The 20,530-nt window shown below is 64.0% G+C and carries 12 protein-coding genes; 5 read left to right on the top strand and 7 right to left on the bottom strand.

Going from position 1 to position 20,530, the window contains the following annotated elements; all coding sequences use genetic code 11:
• Nucleotides 1-31 precede the first annotated feature (31 nt).
• Complete coding sequence (locus LSO07_RS13800; RefSeq protein WP_151094758.1) at nt 32-2,182, top strand: phospholipase effector Tle1 domain-containing protein; 2,151 nt, start codon at nt 32-34, stop codon at nt 2,180-2,182.
• A 65-nt stretch (nt 2,183-2,247) separates the two neighbouring features.
• Here LSO07_RS13800 and tssA read toward each other — a convergent pair whose 3' ends face one another.
• Genes tssA through LSO07_RS13835 form a run of 7 tightly spaced genes read right to left on the bottom strand, consistent with a single transcriptional unit; the run spans nt 2,248 to nt 11,650 of the window.
• Nucleotides 2,248-3,294 carry a type VI secretion system protein TssA gene (gene tssA, locus LSO07_RS13805; RefSeq protein WP_151094760.1) on the bottom strand — a complete coding sequence of 349 codons (1,047 nt, stop codon included), beginning with the start codon at nt 3,292-3,294 and terminating at the stop codon, nt 2,248-2,250.
• Between the two features lie 19 nt (nt 3,295-3,313).
• Complete coding sequence (locus LSO07_RS13810) at nt 3,314-4,108, bottom strand: OmpA family protein (RefSeq protein WP_151094762.1); 795 nt, start codon at nt 4,106-4,108, stop codon at nt 3,314-3,316.
• Nucleotides 4,109-4,110: 2 nt separating this feature from the next.
• On the bottom strand, nt 4,111-5,091 hold the full coding sequence (gene tagF, locus LSO07_RS13815) for a type VI secretion system-associated protein TagF (protein ID WP_070256530.1): 981 nt from the start codon (nt 5,089-5,091) through the stop codon (nt 4,111-4,113).
• Entirely contained in the window at nt 5,088-8,993 is a 3,906-nt protein-coding gene (tssM, locus tag LSO07_RS13820; protein ID WP_099394579.1) for a type VI secretion system membrane subunit TssM, read from the bottom strand. The genes tagF and tssM overlap by 4 nt, the downstream gene beginning before the upstream one ends.
• 46 nt (nt 8,994-9,039) lie before the next feature.
• On the bottom strand, nt 9,040-10,488 hold the full coding sequence (locus LSO07_RS13825; protein ID WP_151094764.1) for a hypothetical protein: 1,449 nt from the start codon (nt 10,486-10,488) through the stop codon (nt 9,040-9,042).
• A gap of 31 nt (nt 10,489-10,519) precedes the next feature.
• Nucleotides 10,520-10,789: a PAAR domain-containing protein gene (locus LSO07_RS13830; RefSeq protein ID WP_034788054.1), complete on the bottom strand. Its 270-nt coding sequence runs from the start codon at nt 10,787-10,789 to the stop codon at nt 10,520-10,522.
• A 15-nt stretch (nt 10,790-10,804) separates the two neighbouring features.
• Nucleotides 10,805-11,650, bottom strand: a complete 846-nt coding sequence (locus LSO07_RS13835) for a M15 family metallopeptidase (RefSeq protein WP_034788266.1) — start codon at nt 11,648-11,650, stop codon at nt 10,805-10,807.
• Between the two features lie 217 nt (nt 11,651-11,867).
• Between LSO07_RS13835 and LSO07_RS13840 the strand changes: the two genes are divergently transcribed.
• From LSO07_RS13840 to LSO07_RS13855, 4 genes are read left to right on the top strand one after another with little or no spacing between them, the layout of a single operon-like run.
• Nucleotides 11,868-12,638: a hypothetical protein gene (locus LSO07_RS13840; protein ID WP_151094766.1), complete on the top strand. Its 771-nt coding sequence runs from the start codon at nt 11,868-11,870 to the stop codon at nt 12,636-12,638.
• Nucleotides 12,635-15,943 carry a type VI secretion system Vgr family protein gene (locus LSO07_RS13845; RefSeq protein ID WP_151094768.1) on the top strand — a complete coding sequence of 1,103 codons (3,309 nt, stop codon included), beginning with the start codon at nt 12,635-12,637 and terminating at the stop codon, nt 15,941-15,943. Before LSO07_RS13840 ends, LSO07_RS13845 begins: the two co-directional genes overlap by 4 nt.
• A 54-nt stretch (nt 15,944-15,997) precedes the next feature.
• A complete protein-coding gene (locus LSO07_RS13850) occupies nt 15,998-19,054 on the top strand; it encodes a phospholipase (RefSeq protein ID WP_191909669.1) in 3,057 nt (1,018 codons plus the stop codon).
• Nucleotides 19,055-19,082: 28 nt separating this feature from the next.
• Nucleotides 19,083-20,438 (top strand): T6SS immunity protein Tli4 family protein, encoded by a 1,356-nt coding sequence (locus LSO07_RS13855; protein WP_151094772.1) that lies wholly within the window; start codon nt 19,083-19,085, stop codon nt 20,436-20,438.
• Nucleotides 20,439-20,530: the final 92 nt, after the last annotated feature.

A 20,530-nucleotide genomic window follows, 5' to 3' on the forward strand; every position in this document is an offset into this window, starting at 1 on the left:
AACTTCAAAATTGTTCATGGAGCTTATATAAATGTCTATTATTTATACTGGACGTAAAGCACCCTTGGATGGGCGTCGCAGGCTCACGGCAAAAGAATCGTCACAACGTGCCAAAGCCATGGCGTGCGTTAGATCACCTCATAAAACTGAATGCCAAGGGCAAGTTTATATCGGACTGTTTTATGATGGCAGCGGAAATAATGCTGCGTGGAGGCAGGTTGATCCGGTTGTCAATCCGAAAAATCTTACACAGCGGCAACGGAACAAGCACAGCAACGTTGCCAAGTTGTGGGATGCGCATCTTGAGCAAGAGAGAAACGGATATTTTAGTGTCTATATGCCAGGTGTAGGAACGCCGTTTGCTGCTATTGGTGACACTATTTCAACGCTTACCGATAATGCTGGCGGTGGATTTGGCTTTATGGGCGCCGATAGAATAAACTGGGGCATTACCTCGCTGTTCAATGCAGTGCATTCATACTTGACCGGATCCAACTTAATCGAGTCCGACGCACAGCGGGTGCTGGTTAACTTGATGAGTTCTCAGATGCTGCTGGGTAAAGAGGGCGTGCGGCGCTGGACGATGTTGACTGCTCTGGAAGAGCGTCTTGCAAAGGTCGTAAAAACCCATCAGCGCAAGGTAAAGCAAATTAATGTTTCCATTTTCGGTTTTTCCCGTGGCGCGGCCGAAGCGCGTGCCAGTGCACATTGGCTGCATCAGATATTTGAACGGGAAAATGGCGCATTTGAGCTTGCCGGCGTACCCATTCGGATAGGTTTCCTGGGAATTTTTGATACCGTTGCGGCAGTAGGTGTGGGTGATGTGACGCCAGTCACCTTTGGCCATATGGCGTGGGGAGATGGAACGCAGAGCATCCATCCAGTTGTCGAAGAATGTGCCCACTTTATTGCTTTGCATGAACAGCGCGCGAGTTTCCCGTTGGAATCGGCAACTGGACGGGGTAATGTAGGATATCCTGGCATGCATTCCGATGTGGGCGGCGGTTATTACCCGGGAGAGCAGGGCAGATCCATGCCGGCCTGGGGGCCCTCACCTCACTTGTCGCAGATACCGTTGATCGACATGCATTTCGCCGCCCTCAAAGCGGGAGTGCCGTTATTGACGATCAATGAAATGAACGAGAAACAGCGGGTTGCCGTTCGAAAGTCTTTTTCCACCGACCCAAGACTGATCGCCTCCTATAACAACTGGCTGACCCATAACGGCATCAAGGGCGCGGACGTGAAGACCTTTACCGAGGCGCATACAAAACAATATCTGCGCTGGCGCGGCATGTTGCACGCGCAGGGAAAAACGCAATTGAAGAGCAAGCGCTTTTTCAAGGAGTCGGATAAGCCGGGCCAGAAAGACTTGCTGGAGGCCGATACCGACCTGGGGATATATTTGCGCTCCTGGCGCGAACGAAAGAAGGCCAACGCAACCGTGGCAGGGTGGCTCAATGAACGTGCCAAGAGTGTCCTGAATCGCGTCAGCCCGGCTGGCATGCTGTTTGTCGAAGACGGCAAAGACCCGTTAAGCGACTGGGAAGAGCGGTTTTTGAAAATCATGACGGAAGGCGCGCAGCCGCCGGCCGGCTGCGTCACGCTGTTTGAAGATTATGTGCACGATTCGCGCGCCGGCTTTCGCATCCTGGGCAAGCACGAACCGGTATGGCTGACCGGCGGCTATGGCCGCTTCCGCAATGTTTTCGTGCAAAGCGATGATTATTCGAACATGTCGAATATCGCCAATGAATCTTTGAAGGCCGTCAAGGCAGCAGGCGACGCGGCCGTGACCTACTTCCAGAAGTTGTATGGCTATACGGTCAGCACTTACCGGGCAGCGCGCAGAAAGGTTGCCGCGACCGCGAAGGCGGTGGCCGAGGCCGAAAAACGGCTGGAGCGGCAGGCGGTGGCAACGTACAGGGAAACGAGCCGGATGATCGTCGATGGCGCCACCCGCGCCGGTCACGGCGTGCATGATGCCGGGGTGGAGGCGGAAAAAAAATTGGACCGCGCAGTCAAGACCGCGAAAAACGCCATGCAGCAAGCCAGCCAGGAAGCCCGGCTTTATTATCAGGCCGAAAAAAAGGTCATCTTGAAATATGCGAAGGCAGAGGCCGAGTGGAAGGCGCAGCTGGAAAAGCGCTGGCGCGAGGAAGAGCGGGAAAAAGCGAAATAAGACCGAGCCAGGCAGAACACCCTCGGCGACGGCAGATGCGCCGCCAAGGGGGAGGGGGCATCCGCTTAGCCATTGCCGGGCGGTTGCACGCCCAGCAGTTCTTCGATATGCGCGAGCGAATGGGGATCCTTGACCACCGTGCGTAGCCAGCTGTGCAAATCCTGGTCGGCCGCATTGGCGGCCTTGTCGGCAAAATAGGAGACGGGGCTGTGCGGCTCGCTGCGGCGGAAGAATTGCGCCACGGCGCGCAGTTGCTCGATCGCCTGCGCGCGGGTGGCGATGGCGCCGGGCGGGCCGGCCGGGATCGCTGGCAGGGCCGGCGCCATCGCGCTTTCTGCAATGGCCGTGCCGCCCGCCGCTGCGGCAGGCACGGCTGGCGCCGCGCCGGCACCGGCGGGCATCACGCGCAGCATCGCTTCGACGGCTTCGCGCGCCGTGGAGAAGGCCGGGCTGTCGTTGCCCAGCCGGGCGTCGACGACTCTTTCAAGCTTGCGCAGCGCTTCCAGGCAATCTTGCGCGTCGACGGCGAAGCTGGCGCAGAAGGCGGCCGAGTTGTTGCGCCGCGCCGCTTCCATATCGGACAACTTGACGCCCTCATGCTGTCTGGCGGAATCACCCGGGGCGGCCTGGCGCCGCGCCGTCTCGAAATCGATGGTGGAAAAGGCGCCGCCAGGGCCGCCCGTGACGGGCACCTCGCGCAGCAGCGCGGGGATGCGCGAGAGTATCCAGCTGAGGTTGCCGATGCGCTGCTCCTGGTCGCCATCCTCGGCTTCCGGGAACAGGCCCCGGTCCCAGAATTTTTCGCACAGCCCCGCCAGCACCAGCAAGCCTTCTGCCATGCCGCGCAGGTGGTGGCGCTTGGCGCCCGCTTCCGTCAGCCAGACGGCCAGGCGCAGATCCTTGCTGCTGCCGGCAAGCAGGCCGGCGCAGCTGCGCACGACGAAGTCCCAGTCGGCTTCCTTCAGGTCGGCGACCCATTCGCCCTGGTCGAGCGTGGGATCGTCGAACTTGCGCGCCAAGGTAATGGCATCGAGTTCGGGCGAAAACGCCAGGTCCACGCCTGCCGGTTGTTCATTGCTAATTGGAAGTAATAATTGTTCGGCTGAAAACATGTGGTCCCCTGATGGATGATTATTGCGCCATGCGAAATTCAATGCGCCGGTTGCGGGCGCGCCCGTCCACCGTGTCATTGCTGGCGATCGGCCGGTCGGAGCCCTGGCCCGAGGCCGTCAGCAGGTCGCCGTGGATGCCTTTCGATGCCAGGTAGAATTTGACGGCCTCGGCCCGCGCCTGGCTCAGGCTCTGGTTACTGGCGCGCAAGCCCTGGTTGTCGGTATGGCCGATGATCTCGACCTTGCGGCCGGCCAGTTTTTGCATGGCTGCCGCCATTTCATCGAGGATGGCGCGGCCCGATGGCGTCAAGGTGGCTTTGCCGCTTTCAAACTCGATGGTGCGGTTGGCCAGGGTGGTGTCGAGCACGCCTTGCTCGCTGGCCGACACGCGCAGGCCATTGTTGACGCTGTAGGTGGGATTGAGGCTGGTGGCGATATCGCTGGCGATTTTTTGCCGCTGCGCCTCGTTGGCCACTTCCCCGCGCACGCTGACGACGCTGCCGTCGATTTTCAGCTGGCCGCGGCTGATCTGCTTGAGGTTGGGCGACAGCAGCTTTTGCACATAGGCGTTCCAGTTGGCAGGCAGCACCACCTGGCCGACGGCGATCTGGTCGACCACCTTGTCGGCGCCGTACAGTTCGCGCAGGCGCGCCAGCACGGCGGCCTTGCTCGCTTCGTCAGGCACGGTGCCAGCGGCCAGCACCTGGCCTGGCTGCGGCGTGGCGGCCGTGGGTACCGAAATGGGCGCTTGCGCTGAAGCGGACATGGCGGTCAGCGCCATGCCGAGGAAGAGAACGATCCGGGATACGCGCATGGTCAGGTTCCGATAAAGGCGGCGCGCAGGGAATCGTGCGCCGATTTGAGCGAGAGGTTGGCTTGCGCCAGATAGGTCGACACTTTCTTGATCGCGTAGTCGTTGCCGACGTGTTCCTCGACCCAGTCCAGGTCGTCGAACGCGATATGGTGTTCCAGTGCCGCCTGCGGGTTCATCAGTACATGCAGGGTCTGCGCCGACGCGCCGGAAAATCCCAGCACCAGCGTCTGCCGGCCGCGCAGCCGCGTGATGAACAGCGCCAGCTCGAAGTCGGCACGCGCCAGGAACGGCGTGATCAGGTGCATCCAGAACGCCGCCACCATGTTGCGGTACAGCGGGTCGGCCGGCAGCGGCAATTCAAGACTTTTCTCCAGCCGGCTGGAACTGCTGGCCATCACCGGCTGCAGCAGCAGGCCCAGTGCCAGCAGCACCTGCCGCACCGTGCCCGTGAACCCGGTGGGCGCCAGCAGCGCGTCGAGTTCGCCTACGGTCTGCATGTCGAGGAAATCGTTGAAGGTGGCTTCATAGGCGGCGGCACGCAGGTCGAGGTCGATGCTGGCATGGCTGGCCGCGTGCAGCGCGTTGCCCGCATCGGGGCCGCGCATGTCGTTGCTGAGCGCCTCGCAACGGTTCCACAGGCGCGACAGCACCAGCGGACTGTTGGCGACAAACGCAGCCGGCTGGTCCACTTCCATGGTGCTCATCATCAGGAAGGGAAAACGGCGCGACGACGCATCGCTGCTGGCGGCGATATGGCCGGCGATGGCGCGTCCCCGGCGCGGGCCGATGAAGGCGAAATGCATGGGCGGCAACGCATCGTAGGTCAGCTTCCAGCGCGCGTCGGCGCTGAGCAGGTCCATCGCCTGCGCCAGCCAGTCGTCGAGGATCTTCAGCAGGGCCGGGTTGTCGCTGGCCTTGACGAAGTCGCCGCGGCTGGGCAGCTTGCCGAAATAGCCGATCGGGGTGGCGGTGGTGCGGCTCATGGCGCGACGGCGGCGCTGGCCGCATTGCCGGTGGCGGTGGGGGCGGCGCCAGGCGCATTCACGGCCGGTACGCTCTGGGCCACGACTTCCGGCAGCTTCAGGCCGCGGAAGCCCGCGGCGCCCGAGGCGGTGGCCGGTGCCGCGGGCGGCGCCGGCGTGGCGACGATCTTCAGGTTGGCGGCCACGCTCACGCCGCTGTTTTCCCAGCTCAATTCGAATACGCCGCCATCCTTGCGCTTGCGCTTGGCCGAATCGATCATTTTCTTCAGGCCGAAATGGCCGGGTTCGTTGAGCAACACGACCGTGCGGCCCTCCGGCGTGATGGCGCTGATGCGCGCGCCTGGCGTGCCTTGCGGATTCGGCCAGACCATATGGATCCACGGCTGCGGCTGGCCGCGCCAGCGCAGCGCCTGGCCATCGATCTCGATCGTGTACTCGGTGGCGCCGGTGGCAGCCAGCGCCTGCAGGTCGAAACGGGTTTGCGCTTCACCGGCGCCGGCCGCCGTGGCCACGCCGTTGGCGCTGAGCGGAGCGATCCAGCCGGGGAAGCTGGCCACCACTGACGGCGCCAGGCCGATGCCCATGTTGGCCCAGGTCTTGGCGCTGAGTGAATCGCCGCGGCGCACCACCAGCGGGCCGATGGTGGTATTGAAGAACTTGGCGATGCTGCCTTCCGGTCCGAATACCTGGCCGATGTCGGCATTGCTGGCCTCGCTACCCGAGGCGGGCGCGAACGGATACTTGGGCGCCAGGGTTTTCTGGAACGGTTCGAGCACCTGCGCCAGCCAGACCTTGTTGATTTCCGTTTCGGTCGGCTTGATGATGACGGCGAACGTCTGCATCAGCGGACGCACCAGCAGCGGCCGGATCGCCTGCTTTTGCGCATCGGTCATGCCGGTCAGCATCTGTTCATCCACGTATTTGAGCGCATCGGCCAGTTCCGAGCCGGTGCCGTCCAGCGTCTGCTGCATGAACTGCTTGGCGCCGGGACCCGTATCGCCCTGGTTCTTGATCTGGTTGAAGCGGGCGCGCAGCTTCGATAGCGCTTCCATGTAGCCGCGCATCAGCGATGCATCCTTGTCCTTGGTAACCACCAGGCGGGCCACGCCGGAGAATTCGCGGCCCACCGGTCCCATCGGCAAGGCGCCGGCGGCGGGCGCGCCGCTGCCGATGTTGACGTTGATGCCGGAGGGTTTCTGGCGCAGGATGGTTTCCTTGAACCAGCCCATCACGCCGCGCTGGGCGCGCTGCAAGCCCTGGCCCAGCAGTGACGGGTTGTCCCACGAGGTTTCCTTGTACACGGTTTCGATCAGCTTGTTGATCGGCGAGGTTTGCGGATCGCCGAGCCGGTTCATGGCCGCCGCCGCATTGTCGAAGCCGTTCAACTCGCGGATGCTGACGCCCTGGATGAATTTCTGCCATTCCTTGGCGTAGTCCGTCTTGTACAGTTCGACCAGCGCTTTCTGGATCTGCTCCGGGCTGCCTTCCAGCGTCAGGTCGTCCTTCGACGCCGTTTTCAGCACCCAGTCGGCGCTTTGCAGTTCGCGGTTGGCCGCCTCCTGGAACGCTTGCTGGATGAATTGTTCCCATGCGTCGCGCGTGAAGGTGCCGGGAATGGCGTAGCTGCCCAGCACCAGCTCCTTGTCCTGCTCGCCGACGATGCGCGCCACCGTCATCGAGGCGAAGCGCGTGGCGGCGCGTGCCTTGACGTCGGCGTACACGCGTTCGCGCGCCGGCATGCCCCGCACCACGCGGCGCAGGCTGTCACGCGACTGGTCGACCAGCGCCAGCTTGCTGTCGATCTGCGGCCAGGACGGGTCGTTGATCTGGGTGAGGTAAAACGAAATCATGCGTTCGGCGCTGCGTATCATCTGTTCGCGCGGCATGCTGCCGCGGTTGCTGTCGAGCCAGACTCTCCAGAAGCGGGTCAGCTGGTCATTCAGGTGGCTCGCTTCGGCGCGCGACTTGTCGCTCAGCATCAGATAGGTTTTCAGGGCGTTATAGGCGTCTTCCACATTCGCCGGCGAGGCATCCTTGAACTGCTGCGCGCCGAGGTTGACGGCGGCGGCCGTGGCTGGCGGCGCGGCGGCCGGGGCGCTGGCCAGGGCCGCCGTCGGCGTGGCGGCTACCGGTGCCGCCAGGGTGCCGGCCGGCGCGGGCAGGGTGGCGGCCGCGCTGGCCGACACCGCGCCGGATTGGGGCGTGCTGGCCATCGGCTGCAAGCGGCTGGCGCCGGCATTGACCTCGGCCAGGAAGGCTTCCAGCGATTGCGACACCGGCGCCAGCATCACTTCACGCACGCCCGAAAAATACTCTTCGCGCAGTTTGCGCTCCAGCAAGTCCCCCTGGTACAGGCCCAGGCCCAGCGAGACAGGTCTGCTGTTGCGGTAGGAATCGAGCTGCTCGATCCGGTCCTGCATGATTTCCAGCGCTTCGAAACGCGATTGCAGGTCGAGCCGCTTGTCCTGCACCTTGATCGCCTGGTCCAGGTCGGCCTGCACGTTGGCCACGAGCTGGCGGTTGGCCATGTACGACCAGCTCCAGCCGGCCAGCGCCAGGCCCACCAACGCGGTGGCGGCAAAGAAAGTGGCGTAGCGCACGCGGGTCTTGGCCGGACTGGCGTACTGGGCGACCAGCTCCTTGTCGGCGAAGATCACCTTGCGGAACAGATTGAGCAGGAAATAGCCGTGCTGGTCCTGTACCGCGTTCTGTTGCTGCGGCTGCAATTTCAAATCGAAGCGCTGCGCCACGCGTTCCGACGAGGCCGATACCGACATGCCTTCCTGCAGCGCGCTGGTGAAATAGAAGCCGCGCATGACGGGCTTGAACTGGAACGGGTTTTCCTCGAACAGGGTGGCGATGAAGGCGCGCAGCGACCCCTTGATCGCGCTGAACTCGAGGGGGAAGGTAAACACGCCCGGCGGCATGCGTTCCTGCTGCTGCAGCGCCATGCTGGCCAGGCTCAGCTCTTTCAAGCCGTCATACAGTTCGTCGAAACGCTGGTCGAACTGCTCCAGCACGTCCTGCCTGGAACTGGTCTGGCTGTAGGGCAGGGTGGCGCCCCATACCCGGTCGCGTTCGCCCCGTTCCGTGTCCTGGAAAAATTCGTTAAAACCGGTAATCAGGTCGGCCTTGGTGAACACCACGTAGACGGGCGCGTGCACTTCCAGTTTTTCCGTCAGCTCCTGCACCCGCTGGCGCAGGTTCTTGGCCAGGTTGATGGCGAATTCGGGCCGGCTGCCGGTCAGTTCGGCAATGCTGACGGCGATGATGATGCCGTTGATCGGCGCGCGCTTGCGGTGTTTTTTCAGCAGCGCCAGGAAGCCGAACCATTCGGCACGGTCTTCGTCGTTGACGGAATAACGGCCAGCCGTGTCGAGCAGGATGCCGTCGGTGGTGAAGAACCAGTCGCAATTGCGGGTGCCGCCGATGCCTTGCACGATCTTGCTGTCGGCAAAAGGAAACTGCAGGCCGGAATTGGCGATCGCCGTGCTCTTGCCGGCCGCCGGATTGCCGATGACCATATACCAGGGCAACTCGTACAGGGCGGCGTCGCCCGACAGCTGGCCCAGTTTGGACGTCTTGATGGTGCCGATCGCTTCGAGCATGCGTTTGCGGATGGCTTCGGTTTCCTCGCGCTGCGTGGGCCCCGCCTTGGGTACCGCGCCGGCCGTCTGCTGTTCCAGCATGCCGCCGAAGCTGGCGGCGTCGCGCTGGCGGCGCCTGCGCTGCAGCCACCATACCGCGCTGGCGACCAGCAGGACCAGCGCCAGCGGCGGCACGATCCATACCAGCGGCCATTCAAAGATGACGGCGCAACTAACCAGCAGCGCGGCCAGCGCCACGAAGCCGATGGCGAACAGGCTGAAACGGGTAGTAATGGAATGCCAGAATCGTTGCATCATAGTATGAGGGGCGAGAGGTTGATAGGCATGGTGGAGGAAGGGGTCATGTCGCGGCGAGGGATTCAGGGGCAAGGGCTTCCGGGCCCACTACTACGGCGGCCCGGTGGAAGGCGTCGAGGTTGCTCAGGCATAGCACCTGGCTGGCATTCTCGGCCGCCTCGTGCCGCGCCAGCACCAGCGCCGCCAGGGTGGCTACATGGCCACTCTGGCCGCAGGCCGCCGCCACGCTGAGTACGTCGTTGCTGAGATCGATATCGGGCAGCAGCGTGCCGGCATTGTTCATCAGTTCGATCATGCGGCTGGAGCGCTGGTCGGCATCGGCGTATAGCCGCGTGATCGCGTCCGGGGCGACAGACGCCGCCGACATCGCCTTGCCGCCCAGCTCGGCCAGCAAGGTGGCATCGCCATGGCCGCGGCCATCCGCCGACTGGCCGCGCACGGCCATGCTGGCATGGTGCAGCAGTACCGGCGTGTCCGCCTGCAGCGCCGCCGCCTGGGCCGCATCGGCCAGCAGCAGGCCGGCCGCGCCTTCGCCGGGAATCTGCCCGCCCGGCTGGCCGGTATTGAACAGCAGGCCGCGCGAGGTCCAGTCATGCACGGTCAGCTCGCCGATATGCGAACCGCAGGCCAGCACGATGGCCAGGCACGGCAGCTCCTGCAAGGCCGCCTGCGCGGCCAGCTGTTCGATCAGCGCCAGCGGCCCGCTGTCGCCGGCCAGGTGCACGCTGAGCTTGTCGGCAGGCCAGCCTTGCTGTTGCGCCTGCCCATGCAGCCAGGCGGCGCCCGTGTCGCGCTGCGGCTTGTTCCAATCGGGCGGCAACAGCAGATGCAGTTGCAGGGTCGGCAACGGCAGCGCGGCGCGCGATCCCGGTTGTGCCGCCTGGTAGTCGTCGAGCTGCGCGTGCATCGCCGCTTCCTGCATCAGTTCGGTCAATACCTCGGCGCCCAGCGCCAGTGCGCGCAGGTGTTCGGCATCGAAATGCGGTGCTGCGCCCGGCGCCGTATCGGCCGGACGGGTCTGCAGCCAGTCGTCCAGCAGGGCTTTCTGGCCATGTTCATCGAGGTCCGCCACGCGGGCGCTCATCACCGGGTAGCCTTGCGCGTCGGTCAGTTCCGGATCGAGTTCGGGACGCTGCTGCTTGTCCAGCAGCGCGGCCGCCAGTTCCGGCGCCGAGGCGCCGCCCGGCATGCGCAGTGCGGCGGCGGCCAGGTGCAGCGGCGCGCGCGGCGCAGGGTCATTGCCGGGCGCCCCGGCGTCGCCGTCGGCGGCGTCAACCAGCGCCGGCACCGCAGCCGGCGCGGCCAGCCTCGTTACCAGTTTCTTGCCCAGCCACCAGCTTATGAGGAGCGCCAGCGGCAATGCCAGCATGCTGCCGGCCAGGTCGCCCGTCGATGGCATGCGCGTGCTGGTGCGCCAGTACCAGATCGCGCCGCCCCAGCATAAGGCGAACACGGCCAGTATCAGCAGGCTGCGCCGCAGCCACGGGCGCATCAGTGCGCTCCCTTGCAGTGGCGACCGGAGGTCATAGCTGATCCGTGGTGGCTTGCTGGCTGGCGATCAGCACCGCGCCACAACTGGTCTTGTCGCCCTGGCGGGCCACCGGCTTGCCATCGACGATCCAGCTGGCGTCGCCGCTGACGATGGGACAGATGCCATGGCCTGGCCGCGGGCACGACACCTTGTCGCCTACGCGCGCAATGCCGATGCCGCCGCTGTCCGTCACCGCTGAGGCCTCCAGCACGCTGCCGCCATGCGATGTCTTGTCGCCCAATCTGATTACGGGACCAGCCATGTGTGCTCCTTCCAGTCATCGTTGTTTTTTCATTACACCAGGCACGCGCAGTTCGGTGTGGCCGAAGTCCATCATTTTCCAGCGCCCCCCCCACGTCATGCCGACCGATTCAGCCACTTCGCCATACAGCTGATAGCCGCGCATGGCCCATGGATCTTTCTCTGATATCACCAGCTTGCCGTCGCGCAAAAAGGCGCAATCGGCGGCCAGGCCATACTGATGCCAGCTCTGGAACGCGGCCGCATTGGTGACATTGCTGCCCATGCCGGCCAGCATGTTTTGCCGTTCCGGACTGCGGTAACCTTCCAGGATGGCCATGTCGTAGCCATGTTTTTCCTTCATGATCTTGAACACCAGCAGCAGCCTTTGCGCGTATTCGGCATTGAGCAGCGTCCAGTTGCGGCTGGCCGATACCAGCATCGGCCGCACTTGCTGTACTTCCTCGGTGGCGAACACCAGCGGCGGCAGATCTACTGGCGGCACCAGCTGTTCCCCTTGCAGCAGGGCCGACACTTGCGTATTCATCTCGCGCGTCGACACCTCGTAGCCGCCCAGCACGTTCTTGCTGCCTGCCAGCAAGGCGATCGCCGGTGGCAGGCACATCACTGCCGCACCGCCCAGAAACAGCAGGTAATGGCGGCGCACGAACGCCGCGCTGCCGAGCAAGGTGCTGGCGCCGCCACGGCGCAGCGTGTCCAGTCCGGCGTTCCTGCGCCGGGCCAGCCGCTCGAGCCGCGCCCCGATGCCCCGTTCGGCCGTCGCCAGCGCCCGCATCACCAGTTCGCGGCCGGATGGAAACAGCACGAGCCAGCTGATCAGGCATGCGAGTAAAAAATAGAGTGCCACCGCCAGTAGAAACACGCCCACCCCGTTCCAAAAAAGGCGCCAGGCATGGGCAGTTGAATGCCGCTGTGCCAGCGTTTGCGCTAATATTGCCGCTGAGTATATCTTACTAACTTGCTAATTACGGGGGCTTAGTTTCAATTGTGCGCCGGGTGCACACTGTTGATTTCCTAACATGCGTCACGCTTTTTTTTATTGTCGTAAGGTATTGCAAATATTGACAGGAGTTAAGATTTTGCCAAGCAATGACGACAGCCCGCGGCCATCGACACGGCCCAGCTTATTGACGCCCGCGCAACAGGCCGAGGCGGACCGTAGCCGTATCCTCAACCATCTCGAAGGCGGCAAGCGGCCTGCACCCGTGCCGCTTGGCGGCAGGCGCGCCAGCCGGTGGCCGGTCTGGGGTGGCATGCTGGCCGGCGCCTTGCTGTTGCTGGCCACCGGCGCCTGGCTGGGACAACGCGAGACGGCGGCGGTGGAGGATCCGGTGTTGCGCAGCACGGCGCCAGCAGCGGAAACACCGGCCGCGGCCACCGCTCCCGTCACCGCCGCAGCCAGCATACGCGAAGAGGAACAGCCGCCGCCGCCGCGGCAGAGCTTGAGCGAAATGCTGGGCGCCGACCTGCCAGCTCCCGTCCCGGCGCCGGTGCCCGGTCCCAGGGATGTGCTGAGCAAGGCGCTGGAAAGTCCGCAGAAGAGCGCGCCCAAGCCGGCGCGCGCGCCGCAGAAAAAAACGCCAGCCAAACCGCTCAATCCCGCTGATAAGGCCAAACCCGCCGCCACGCCGGAACAGGAAAGCGACGTAGCCCTCCTGGCCGCGCTCGTGTCGCATGCCCAGGCTGGCACGCCGCCCAAAAAAGCGCCGTCCAGCCTGCAAGCCCAGTTACAGCAATGCAGCAAGTTGAAACCGGCCGCCGCCGATAGCTGCCGGCAGCGAACTTGCGCCGGCCGTACCGGCAAGCCGCTATGCAAGGCCGCCAGGGCTGCGTCGAAAGGCGCGCAATGAGCGCAGCGCAGCTGGACCAGGTGGGCGCCGCGCTGGGAGCGTTCTCCAGCATCACGCGCTTGTACGAGATCAAGCTTGAAGGCGACAGCGCGCAGGAAGCGGCCCCGCTGCTGGTGGAGGCGTTCGCCTGCGACGAGCAATTGCAGACGCCCGGCGCGCGCGATGTCATCGTGCTGTCGACCAGCGCGCAGCTGGCGCTGGCACCCATGCTGGGCAAGCTGGCCACGCTGCAAGTGAGCTTGTTTGATGGCAGCCGCGCCAGCTTCAGCGGTCATGTCAGCGAGGCGGCCATGCTGGGCAGCATGGGCGGCCTGGCGCGCTACCGGCTGCGCCTGACGCCCTGGTTGTGGCGGCTGGGCCAGGTGCGTAACAGCAGAGTCTGGCAAGACAAGAGCGTGATCGAGATCGTCGAGTCCGTGTTCCAGTCCTACGCGCCGGCGGCGCGGTGGCGCTGGAGCGATGACACGCGTCCGTTCATGGATGGCGCCGCGGCGCGCAGCTATTGCTGCCAGTACCGCGAGTCGGACCTCGATTTCGTCAGCCGCCTGCTGACGGAAGAAGGGCTGGCATGGCGCTTCGAGGAACAGGAAGGCGGCCATTGCCTGGTGCTGTTTGCCGACAGCAGCAGCGACAGCGCGGTGCCGGAAGACGCGTCCAGCGCGGCCGGCGGCGGCATCCGCTTTCATGGCGCGCGCGCCGGCGAGCAGGGCGACACGCTGCAGGCGTTCAGCACGGCGCGTTCGCTGAACACGGCGCTGGCGACCGTGCTCAGTTATGACTACAAGGCCAAGCAGGCGGTCGCGGCCAGCGTGCCGACCCGGATGGCGGTGGGCGGCCAGCATGCGCCGCTGCTGGAAAGCTACGATACGCCGGGCCAGTATTACTATGCCGACTCAGCCCAGGCCAGCCGCTACGCGCTGTTGCGGATGCAATCGATCGAAGCGCGCAGCGAGCGCTGCGTTGCCCGTTCGACGGTGCGCACCTTGCGCGCCGGTACGCGCTTCAGCCTGACGCAGGGACCGCTGCAGGCGGCGGGCGGCGACGCGCCGGCCCCCGCTTATACGGTGCTGCGCGTTTGCAGCGTGGGCGTCAACAACCTGCCGGCGCCGGCCAGGCAAGGTCTGGCCGAACTGTTCGGCCCGATCCCGGAACTGCTGCAGGAAAGCCTGGGCACGCTGAACCTGGGCCCGCGCCACATCGAACATTTCGAGCAGGTGATCGCCCAGGCGGTGGCCAGCGGCTACGCCAATCATCTGGAAGCGATTCCCGCCGCCACGCCGTGGCGCCCGGTGCTGGCTGAAAACGGACTGCGCCAGCATCCGAAACCGACCGCCTTCGGCAGCCAGAGCGCCATCGTCGTGGGAGCCGATGGCAATGACGCGGCCAGCGGCGCCGATGAAATATATTGCGACAGCCTGGGCCGGGTGCGCATCCGCTTTCACTGGCAGCAGGAGACGGCGGCAACGTGCTGGGTGCGGGTGGCGCAGCGCGCGGCCGGTGGCGGCATGGGCAGCCAGTTCCTGCCGCGCATTGGCCAGGAAGTGCTGGTGCAGTTCCTGGAAAACGATATCGACCGGCCCATCATCGTCGGCGCGCTGTACAACGGCCAGGGCGAGGGTGGCGGTGCGCCCACGCCGGGCGGCGCCGCCGCTGCCCAGGCCGACACAGACAAACTGTTCGCGCCAGCCCACGACCATGGCGTCACGGCCCAGGGCAACCTGGCGGGCGGCAATAGCCCGCTGTGGCATGGCGCCGGCGGGGCCAGTGCGGCGCACCGGAATGCCAGCGCGCAATGGGGCATCCGCAGCAAGGAGTTCGGCAAGGCGGGCGGCATGGCCGGCTACAACCAGCTGCTGTTCGACGACACCGACAGCCAGGGCCGGGTGCAGTTGAAAAGCAGCCATGCGGCCAGCGAACTGAGCCTGGGCCATCTGATCCACGCGGCCGACAATTACCGCGGCAGCCTGCGCGGCGCCGGCGCCGAGCTGCGCACGGACGCGTATGGTGCGGTGCGGGCGGGCGCAGGCCTGCTGGTATCCAGTTATGTACTCAACCATGGCGCCGGCGCGCGCGACCCAGCCGGCGACAATGCGCCCGGCATGGCGCTGCTCAAGCAGGCAGCCAAGCTGGGCGAGACCTTCAGCGCGGCGGCCGTCACGCACCAGGGCGTGGCCTATGCGGCGCATCTGGGGGCGACGGCGCCCGGCAGCAGTACGCTCGATGCGAAGGCCGCGCCGTTGCCGGCCTTCCTGACCAGTGCCTCGGGCATGCTGAGCCGCGACAGCGTGGCGGCCGCCAGGAGCGATGCGGCCGGCAAGCCCGTCGCGCCGGCCGACGACAAGCTGCCGCACAGCAGCGACGCCATCATCGCCGTGGCGGCCAAGGGGGGCCTGGGCACGGTGGCTGGCCAGGATATGCAATTGTCGAATGGCGAAACGGTAACACTGATGAGCGGGCTCGATACGCAGTTCGCCGGCGGCGGCAAGTGGCGATTGCACACGGGCCAGGCGATCGGTCTGCTGGGCGGCGTGGTCAAGCCGGGCGAGGGCGAGCTGGGCATGCAGCTGGTGGCGGCCAGCCAGCCCATCGAGGTGCAAGCCCAGTCCGACGAGATCAAGGTGCAGGCGCGCGAAGAGGTCAATGTCGTCAGCGCCAACGCGCATATCGACTGGGCGGCGGCAAAAAGCATCCGCCTGTCGACGGCGGGCGGCGCCAACATCACCATCGAGGGCGGCAATATCACGATCCAGTGCCCCGGGAAGATCACAGTGTTTGCAGGCAAGAAAAGTTTTCTGGGGCCGACAGGACTCGGTTATCCATTGCCCCGCCTGCCGCGTTCCGAACTGGCGTTGCGGCCGTTGAAATTCTTGCTGCGCCTGGCCGACACGCCGGGGCTGAAAGGCCATGCGCTGGCGCACACGCCGTGGAAGATCACCCATGGCGCGCAGCCCGACGGCATGGATTTCATCGACGACGACAAGCTGGTGGCGCAGGGCAAGACCGATGCATCGGGGAATATCAGGCTCAGCGATGCGGAGGAAGAAAAGCTTGCCGCCGTCTATGCGAGCAATCCGGACCATACCTGGATCGTGTATCCGGGCCACAGCGTGCGGCTGAACGTGGAAACCGAATCGCCCGACTGGACCGACAAGGAAAAGCTGTTCCATGCGATGCAGGCGGCGGATTTCAGCGCCGGGCGCTATGCCACCATCTTCGAGGCGGCCGCCGCACCGCAGGCGCGCTATGCGAAAGAAGCGCTGGCCTCGCTTACCCTGAAAAACATCCTGCCGAAGGTGAAAGTCTGATGCTGACGTTTTCCTTCCATGCAAGCCAACCGGCGACACACTGCGACATGCGTCATGACAAATAAAAATATCTCCCAGCTGACGGGCCAGGACGGTACGCCGAGCGCGCCGGCCACGTCGGCGCCTGGCTGTTTCGTGCACGATGGCGAAGAATTGCCGAATTTCCCCGAGCAAAAGTGGGGCAGCATCTTTTCGGAACAGCAAAAGGGCAACCAGGTCGAATTCTATGTCACCGGTGAAGAGTATTTCACGGCTGTCGCCAAGGCCATCGAAGGCGCCAAGAAATCGATTTTCATCACCGGTTGGCAAGTCAATTTCGATGTCGAACTGACGGCGAGCAAGACCTTGTTCGAATGCCTGGAAACGGCGATAAGCAATCCCCACCGTCCGAAAGTGTATGTGATGCCGTGGCTTTCGCCCAAGGTCGGGGTCGACACGGGCGACTTCGAAACCGTGCTGGCGATATTCCAGCTCAATGCCGGCGTCGGCGGCCCCGCCAAGGCGTTCGCCTTGCCGGCGATCGCCCAGAGCGACATGGAAGGCATGCTGGGCATCGGCTTTTCCCATCACCAGAAACTCGTGGTGATCGACAATGAGCGCGCGTTTGTCGGCGGCATCGACCTTGCCTATGGCCGCCGCGACAACGGCAAGTTCGCCCTCAGCCACGGCACGCGCAAGGGCAACGAGGTGTACAACACCTGCATCCCGGCCATCGAGCCGATGAACCATGAAGCGCAAACGGCCTACCTGACGCGCGCCGAACTGCTGGCCGGTTGCATCGGCGGAAAAGTCGGTGGCGCGGCCACGTTTGCCACCTCGGCCACGATCAGGCCGATCGCCGTCGCGCTCGACGTGGTGCAGGACGCCAAGGACGGCATCGCGCGGATATCGAGGAATATTTCCGCCAAATGGGATGCGATCGACCTGATGCCCGACTTTATCGGCAAGCTGCAAGACATACCGATCGATGTTGCGCAGGATATATCGCGCTGGGCTTACGGCCAGCTCGACAAAGGCTTGCGCGACAAGGTCGATGCCGTGCGCACCACGGGCAGCGCGCATGTGATCGACGGCGGCACGGCGCTGATGTCCTGGCTGAACGCCGGCTCGCTGAACAAGCTGCCGCCCGAATTGCGCAGCGGCACGGTCAAGCTGATCGAAACCTTCGTGATCGGCATCCTCACTTATCTGTCGACCTTGGCCGACGCGCGTCCCACGCGCTATGAAAACCTGAAAAAATTGCGCAAGATCATGCCGACCGGGGCCAAGACCTTCGCCGCCACGCAGCCGCGCATGCCATGGCACGATGTGCATGCGGCCATCGTCGGGCCGTCGGTCAGCGACTTGAGCCGCAATTTCATCGAGCGCTGGAACGGCATTGCCCAGCGATATGAAAAATCGTACCAGGCCAGCATGCCGCCTTCGCTGATCAAGATGTTCCAGGCGCTGGGCATGTCCGGCACGCCCAGGCTGGTCTTGCAGCGCATCGCCGCCGCGCCGCCGCCCAAAACGCCTGCGAAGCCGCCGGGCGATGCCTGGGTGCAAGTGTTGCGCAGCGCGCCGATGAGGTTGCTCAATGACGAGCTGGCCGCACATGCGCGCGGCAGCAAACCTGCGGCCAGGCCGGAATGGCCGCAGAACAACTGTCTGAAGGCGATGCTGACGGCAATTAATGGAGCGCAGAAGTTCATCTACATCGAAGGCCAGTTTTTCCAGTCGGAATATGGCAGCGATGCAAGCAAGACCAGGCCGCTGTCCGGTCCGATGGCGGCGCTGCTCGACATCAGCAAGTCGCCGGCCTATGAAAAGTATGCGCGGCAGCTCGGCGTGTATGGCGTGCCGCCGGCGGACATGATCGACAAGCTGATCTGGTCGCAGATCGACGATGTCAAGGCCGACATTACCGGTGGCGGCAGTGATTTCATGGCCGATCTGTTCAATGTGATGAGCAACTACGCCGATATCACCTCGACCCGCATGATGGGCAAGGAAGAGCCAGGCATCCTCAATCCGATCGGCCTGGCATTGTCGCAGCGCATCGAGCGGGCCATCAACGATGGCTTGCCCTTCCATGTCTACATGGTGCTGCCGGTGCATCCGGAAGGCACGCTCGATACCCTCAATATTATGACGCAGCTGCATTTGACGATGCAGTCGCTGGTGTTCGGCAAGGATAGCCTGGTCAACCGGATCCGGCGCGCCATCCTGGTGCGGGATCTGCGCAAGAGCAAAAAACTGGGGGCGGAAGAGGCCAGGAAAACCGTTGCCGGCTACGCGCCGGACCGCCTGGCCGAACTGGCCGGCGACAAGTGGACCAGCTACCTGACCTTGCTCAACTTGCGTTCCTGGGAAACCCTGGGCACGCGTCACGTGACGGAGCAGATTTATGTGCACTCCAAGCTGCTGATCGCCGACGACAGGGTGGCGATCCTGGGCAGCGCCAATATCAACGACCGCAGCCAGCTGGGCGGGCGCGATTCTGAACTGGCGGTCGTCGTCAGGGATGACAATCAGACCGATGTCGAGCTCGATGGTGTCGATAGCGACAAGGTCAGCGTCAACGTGCATGACTTGCGGGTGCGCCTGTGGAAAAAACTGTTCGGCCTGACCGATGGCGCCACCCCGGCCAAGGGCTTGATCAAGCACCTGTTGCGTCCGGCGGCTCCGGACACCTGGGAGGCGATTCAAAAAGTGGCGCTGGCCAATGCGGAAGCGTATGCCAAGGCCTTCGCTTTCCTGGCCCGTCCAAGCGGCAAGCCCAGTTCGATCTGGCCCACCTGGAATGCCAGGACGCGCAGCCTGGAACACCACATGCCGTTCCACGAGCGCTTCTGGCGCGATGCCGATATCTTGCGCGACAAATCGCACTCCTGGGAGGCGCAAACGCGCGCGCCCGAATCGGCGCCGGTGGGTGTCGAGGGTTTTATCGTGGCCTTGCCAGTCACCTGGACGGCGGGCGAAAACAATATTTCAGGCATGAATCTGACCCTGCTGGCCCATCAGGAGAAGAAACCGCCGCGCGATGCAGACCATCCATTGCCGCAAGAGACCTACGCCCAGGTTGAATCAGGCAAGCGCCCGCCAGCCGGCCAGGGCGAAAGCTCGGCTTGAAGAATAGTGCTTTTTTTGATTGGTAGCCATGATGATAGTTTGTCTTCCGCGTTTTGCCGCATGCCATCTCGCCACTCTCCTGCTGTTTGCCGGCGCGTATGGCGAAGGCATGGCCGCCAACCAGGCCGATCCGGCGGCGCCATCGCGCAGGCCCACGGCGCAGGAACTGATGCAAGCGACCGCGCCCGGGTACGCGACGCCGGCCGGCATGGCGCGCGAGTGCCTGGGGCGGCTGGTGTTCGACGTGCATGCTCCGGTACAGTGGCCGACCCGCTACAAGGACGCGTCCGACACGGGCATCTTTTACCGGTCTTTCAGCGAAGACGTATTTCACCAGGGCGATGAGATACAGGTTGGAAATGTCCGCATCGGTGTGCTGGGGCCGCTAGGCAAGGAAGATATGGCCGCCTTGCGGGAAGCCATGCCGCAACCCAGGATCGACCGCCTGCAGGCGCTGCTCAAGGACGATGAGGCGGAACTGGCCGCATTGAAAGGCCAGCCCGCCAACGCGAAGACCCGCCAGGCGAGCTATCTGGCGCAGAAGTCGCTCACAGGCAGGCAGGCGCAGATCAAGGAACTGCAAAGCAACTACCAGACATTTGATTCCGGCCTGCCCGACAGTGACGGTTACCGCAGCAGCGAAGGTTCGGGAACGGCCAACCCCACCCGCTATTCCATCTATCGCAGCCACCTGAAGCGTGGCGAGTATGTGTATGTGTTTGAATCCATGCAAGAAATACGCGACAACAATAGCGAGGCAGCGCATGGCCAGCAGTTCATCCGCTTCCTGAAAAGCTTCCGCCCGCGCGCCGCCAATGAAGTGCCGAAAGAGCTGGGCCTGTGCATTCCGCATGGCTTTATCGCTGACGATGGCAAGACGGTCAGCGCTATCAAGCAGTCCTTGCGCTGGCCCGACGCGCCCGGCGTGTTGTATACGATCAGTACCGGCAACGTCGATGCGCGCGCCTTGAAGGTGCCGCTGGTCCAGGCGGCCGCCACCGGCGGCATCGGCCAGTTCGGCAGCCGCGGCGAGCAGGAAGCCAAGCCTTTCATTGTCGAACGCATCGCGCCCCGTAGCGTCCGCATCGGCGCGCTGACGGCGCAGCAGGGCGGCGTGGCGCTGAAAGTGGAGCGGCCAGGCAGCGCGCCGTTTGAAACCTATACGGTATTCACCGGTTACGCGGGATGGCTGGGCACGGCAGTGCTGCCCTACATCCTGATCGAACTTGGCAGCCGCAGCATGGAGCAGGCACCGGAACTGAAGCAGAATCCGCCGCCGTTCAAGAGCAGCTACGCGCGCCTGGAAACCTTGTTGAAGAGTACGCATTTGCGGCCCACCGAACCGGCCATGCCGGAGTTGCGCGGTCTGAGCGGCACGCAATGATTGCTGAGCCGAGATTTCAATCGAAACACTCTTGCTATAAAAAAATTTCTAGGGTGTAATGGCTTCGATAAAAATGCTTATTTACTAATTTT

Source organism: Janthinobacterium sp. PLB04, assembly GCF_021165895.1.
Taxonomy (GTDB): domain Bacteria; phylum Pseudomonadota; class Gammaproteobacteria; order Burkholderiales; family Burkholderiaceae_D; genus Janthinobacterium; species Janthinobacterium lividum.

Coding starts and splice junctions, on each gene's coding strand:
- LSO07_RS13800 (WP_151094758.1), top strand. CDS start 32: ATGTCTATTATTTATACTGGACGTAAAGCACCCTTGGATGGGCGTCGC.
- tssA (WP_151094760.1), bottom strand. CDS start 3,294: ATGTTTTCAGCCGAACAATTATTACTTCCAATTAGCAATGAACAACCG.
- LSO07_RS13810 (WP_151094762.1), bottom strand. CDS start 4,108: ATGCGCGTATCCCGGATCGTTCTCTTCCTCGGCATGGCGCTGACCGCC.
- tagF (WP_070256530.1), bottom strand. CDS start 5,091: ATGAGCCGCACCACCGCCACCCCGATCGGCTATTTCGGCAAGCTGCCC.
- tssM (WP_099394579.1), bottom strand. CDS start 8,993: ATGCAACGATTCTGGCATTCCATTACTACCCGTTTCAGCCTGTTCGCC.
- LSO07_RS13825 (WP_151094764.1), bottom strand. CDS start 10,488: ATGCGCCCGTGGCTGCGGCGCAGCCTGCTGATACTGGCCGTGTTCGCC.
- LSO07_RS13830 (WP_034788054.1), bottom strand. CDS start 10,789: ATGGCTGGTCCCGTAATCAGATTGGGCGACAAGACATCGCATGGCGGC.
- LSO07_RS13845 (WP_151094768.1), top strand. CDS start 12,635: ATGAGCGCAGCGCAGCTGGACCAGGTGGGCGCCGCGCTGGGAGCGTTC.
- LSO07_RS13850 (WP_191909669.1), top strand. CDS start 15,998: ATGACAAATAAAAATATCTCCCAGCTGACGGGCCAGGACGGTACGCCG.
- LSO07_RS13855 (WP_151094772.1), top strand. CDS start 19,083: ATGATGATAGTTTGTCTTCCGCGTTTTGCCGCATGCCATCTCGCCACT.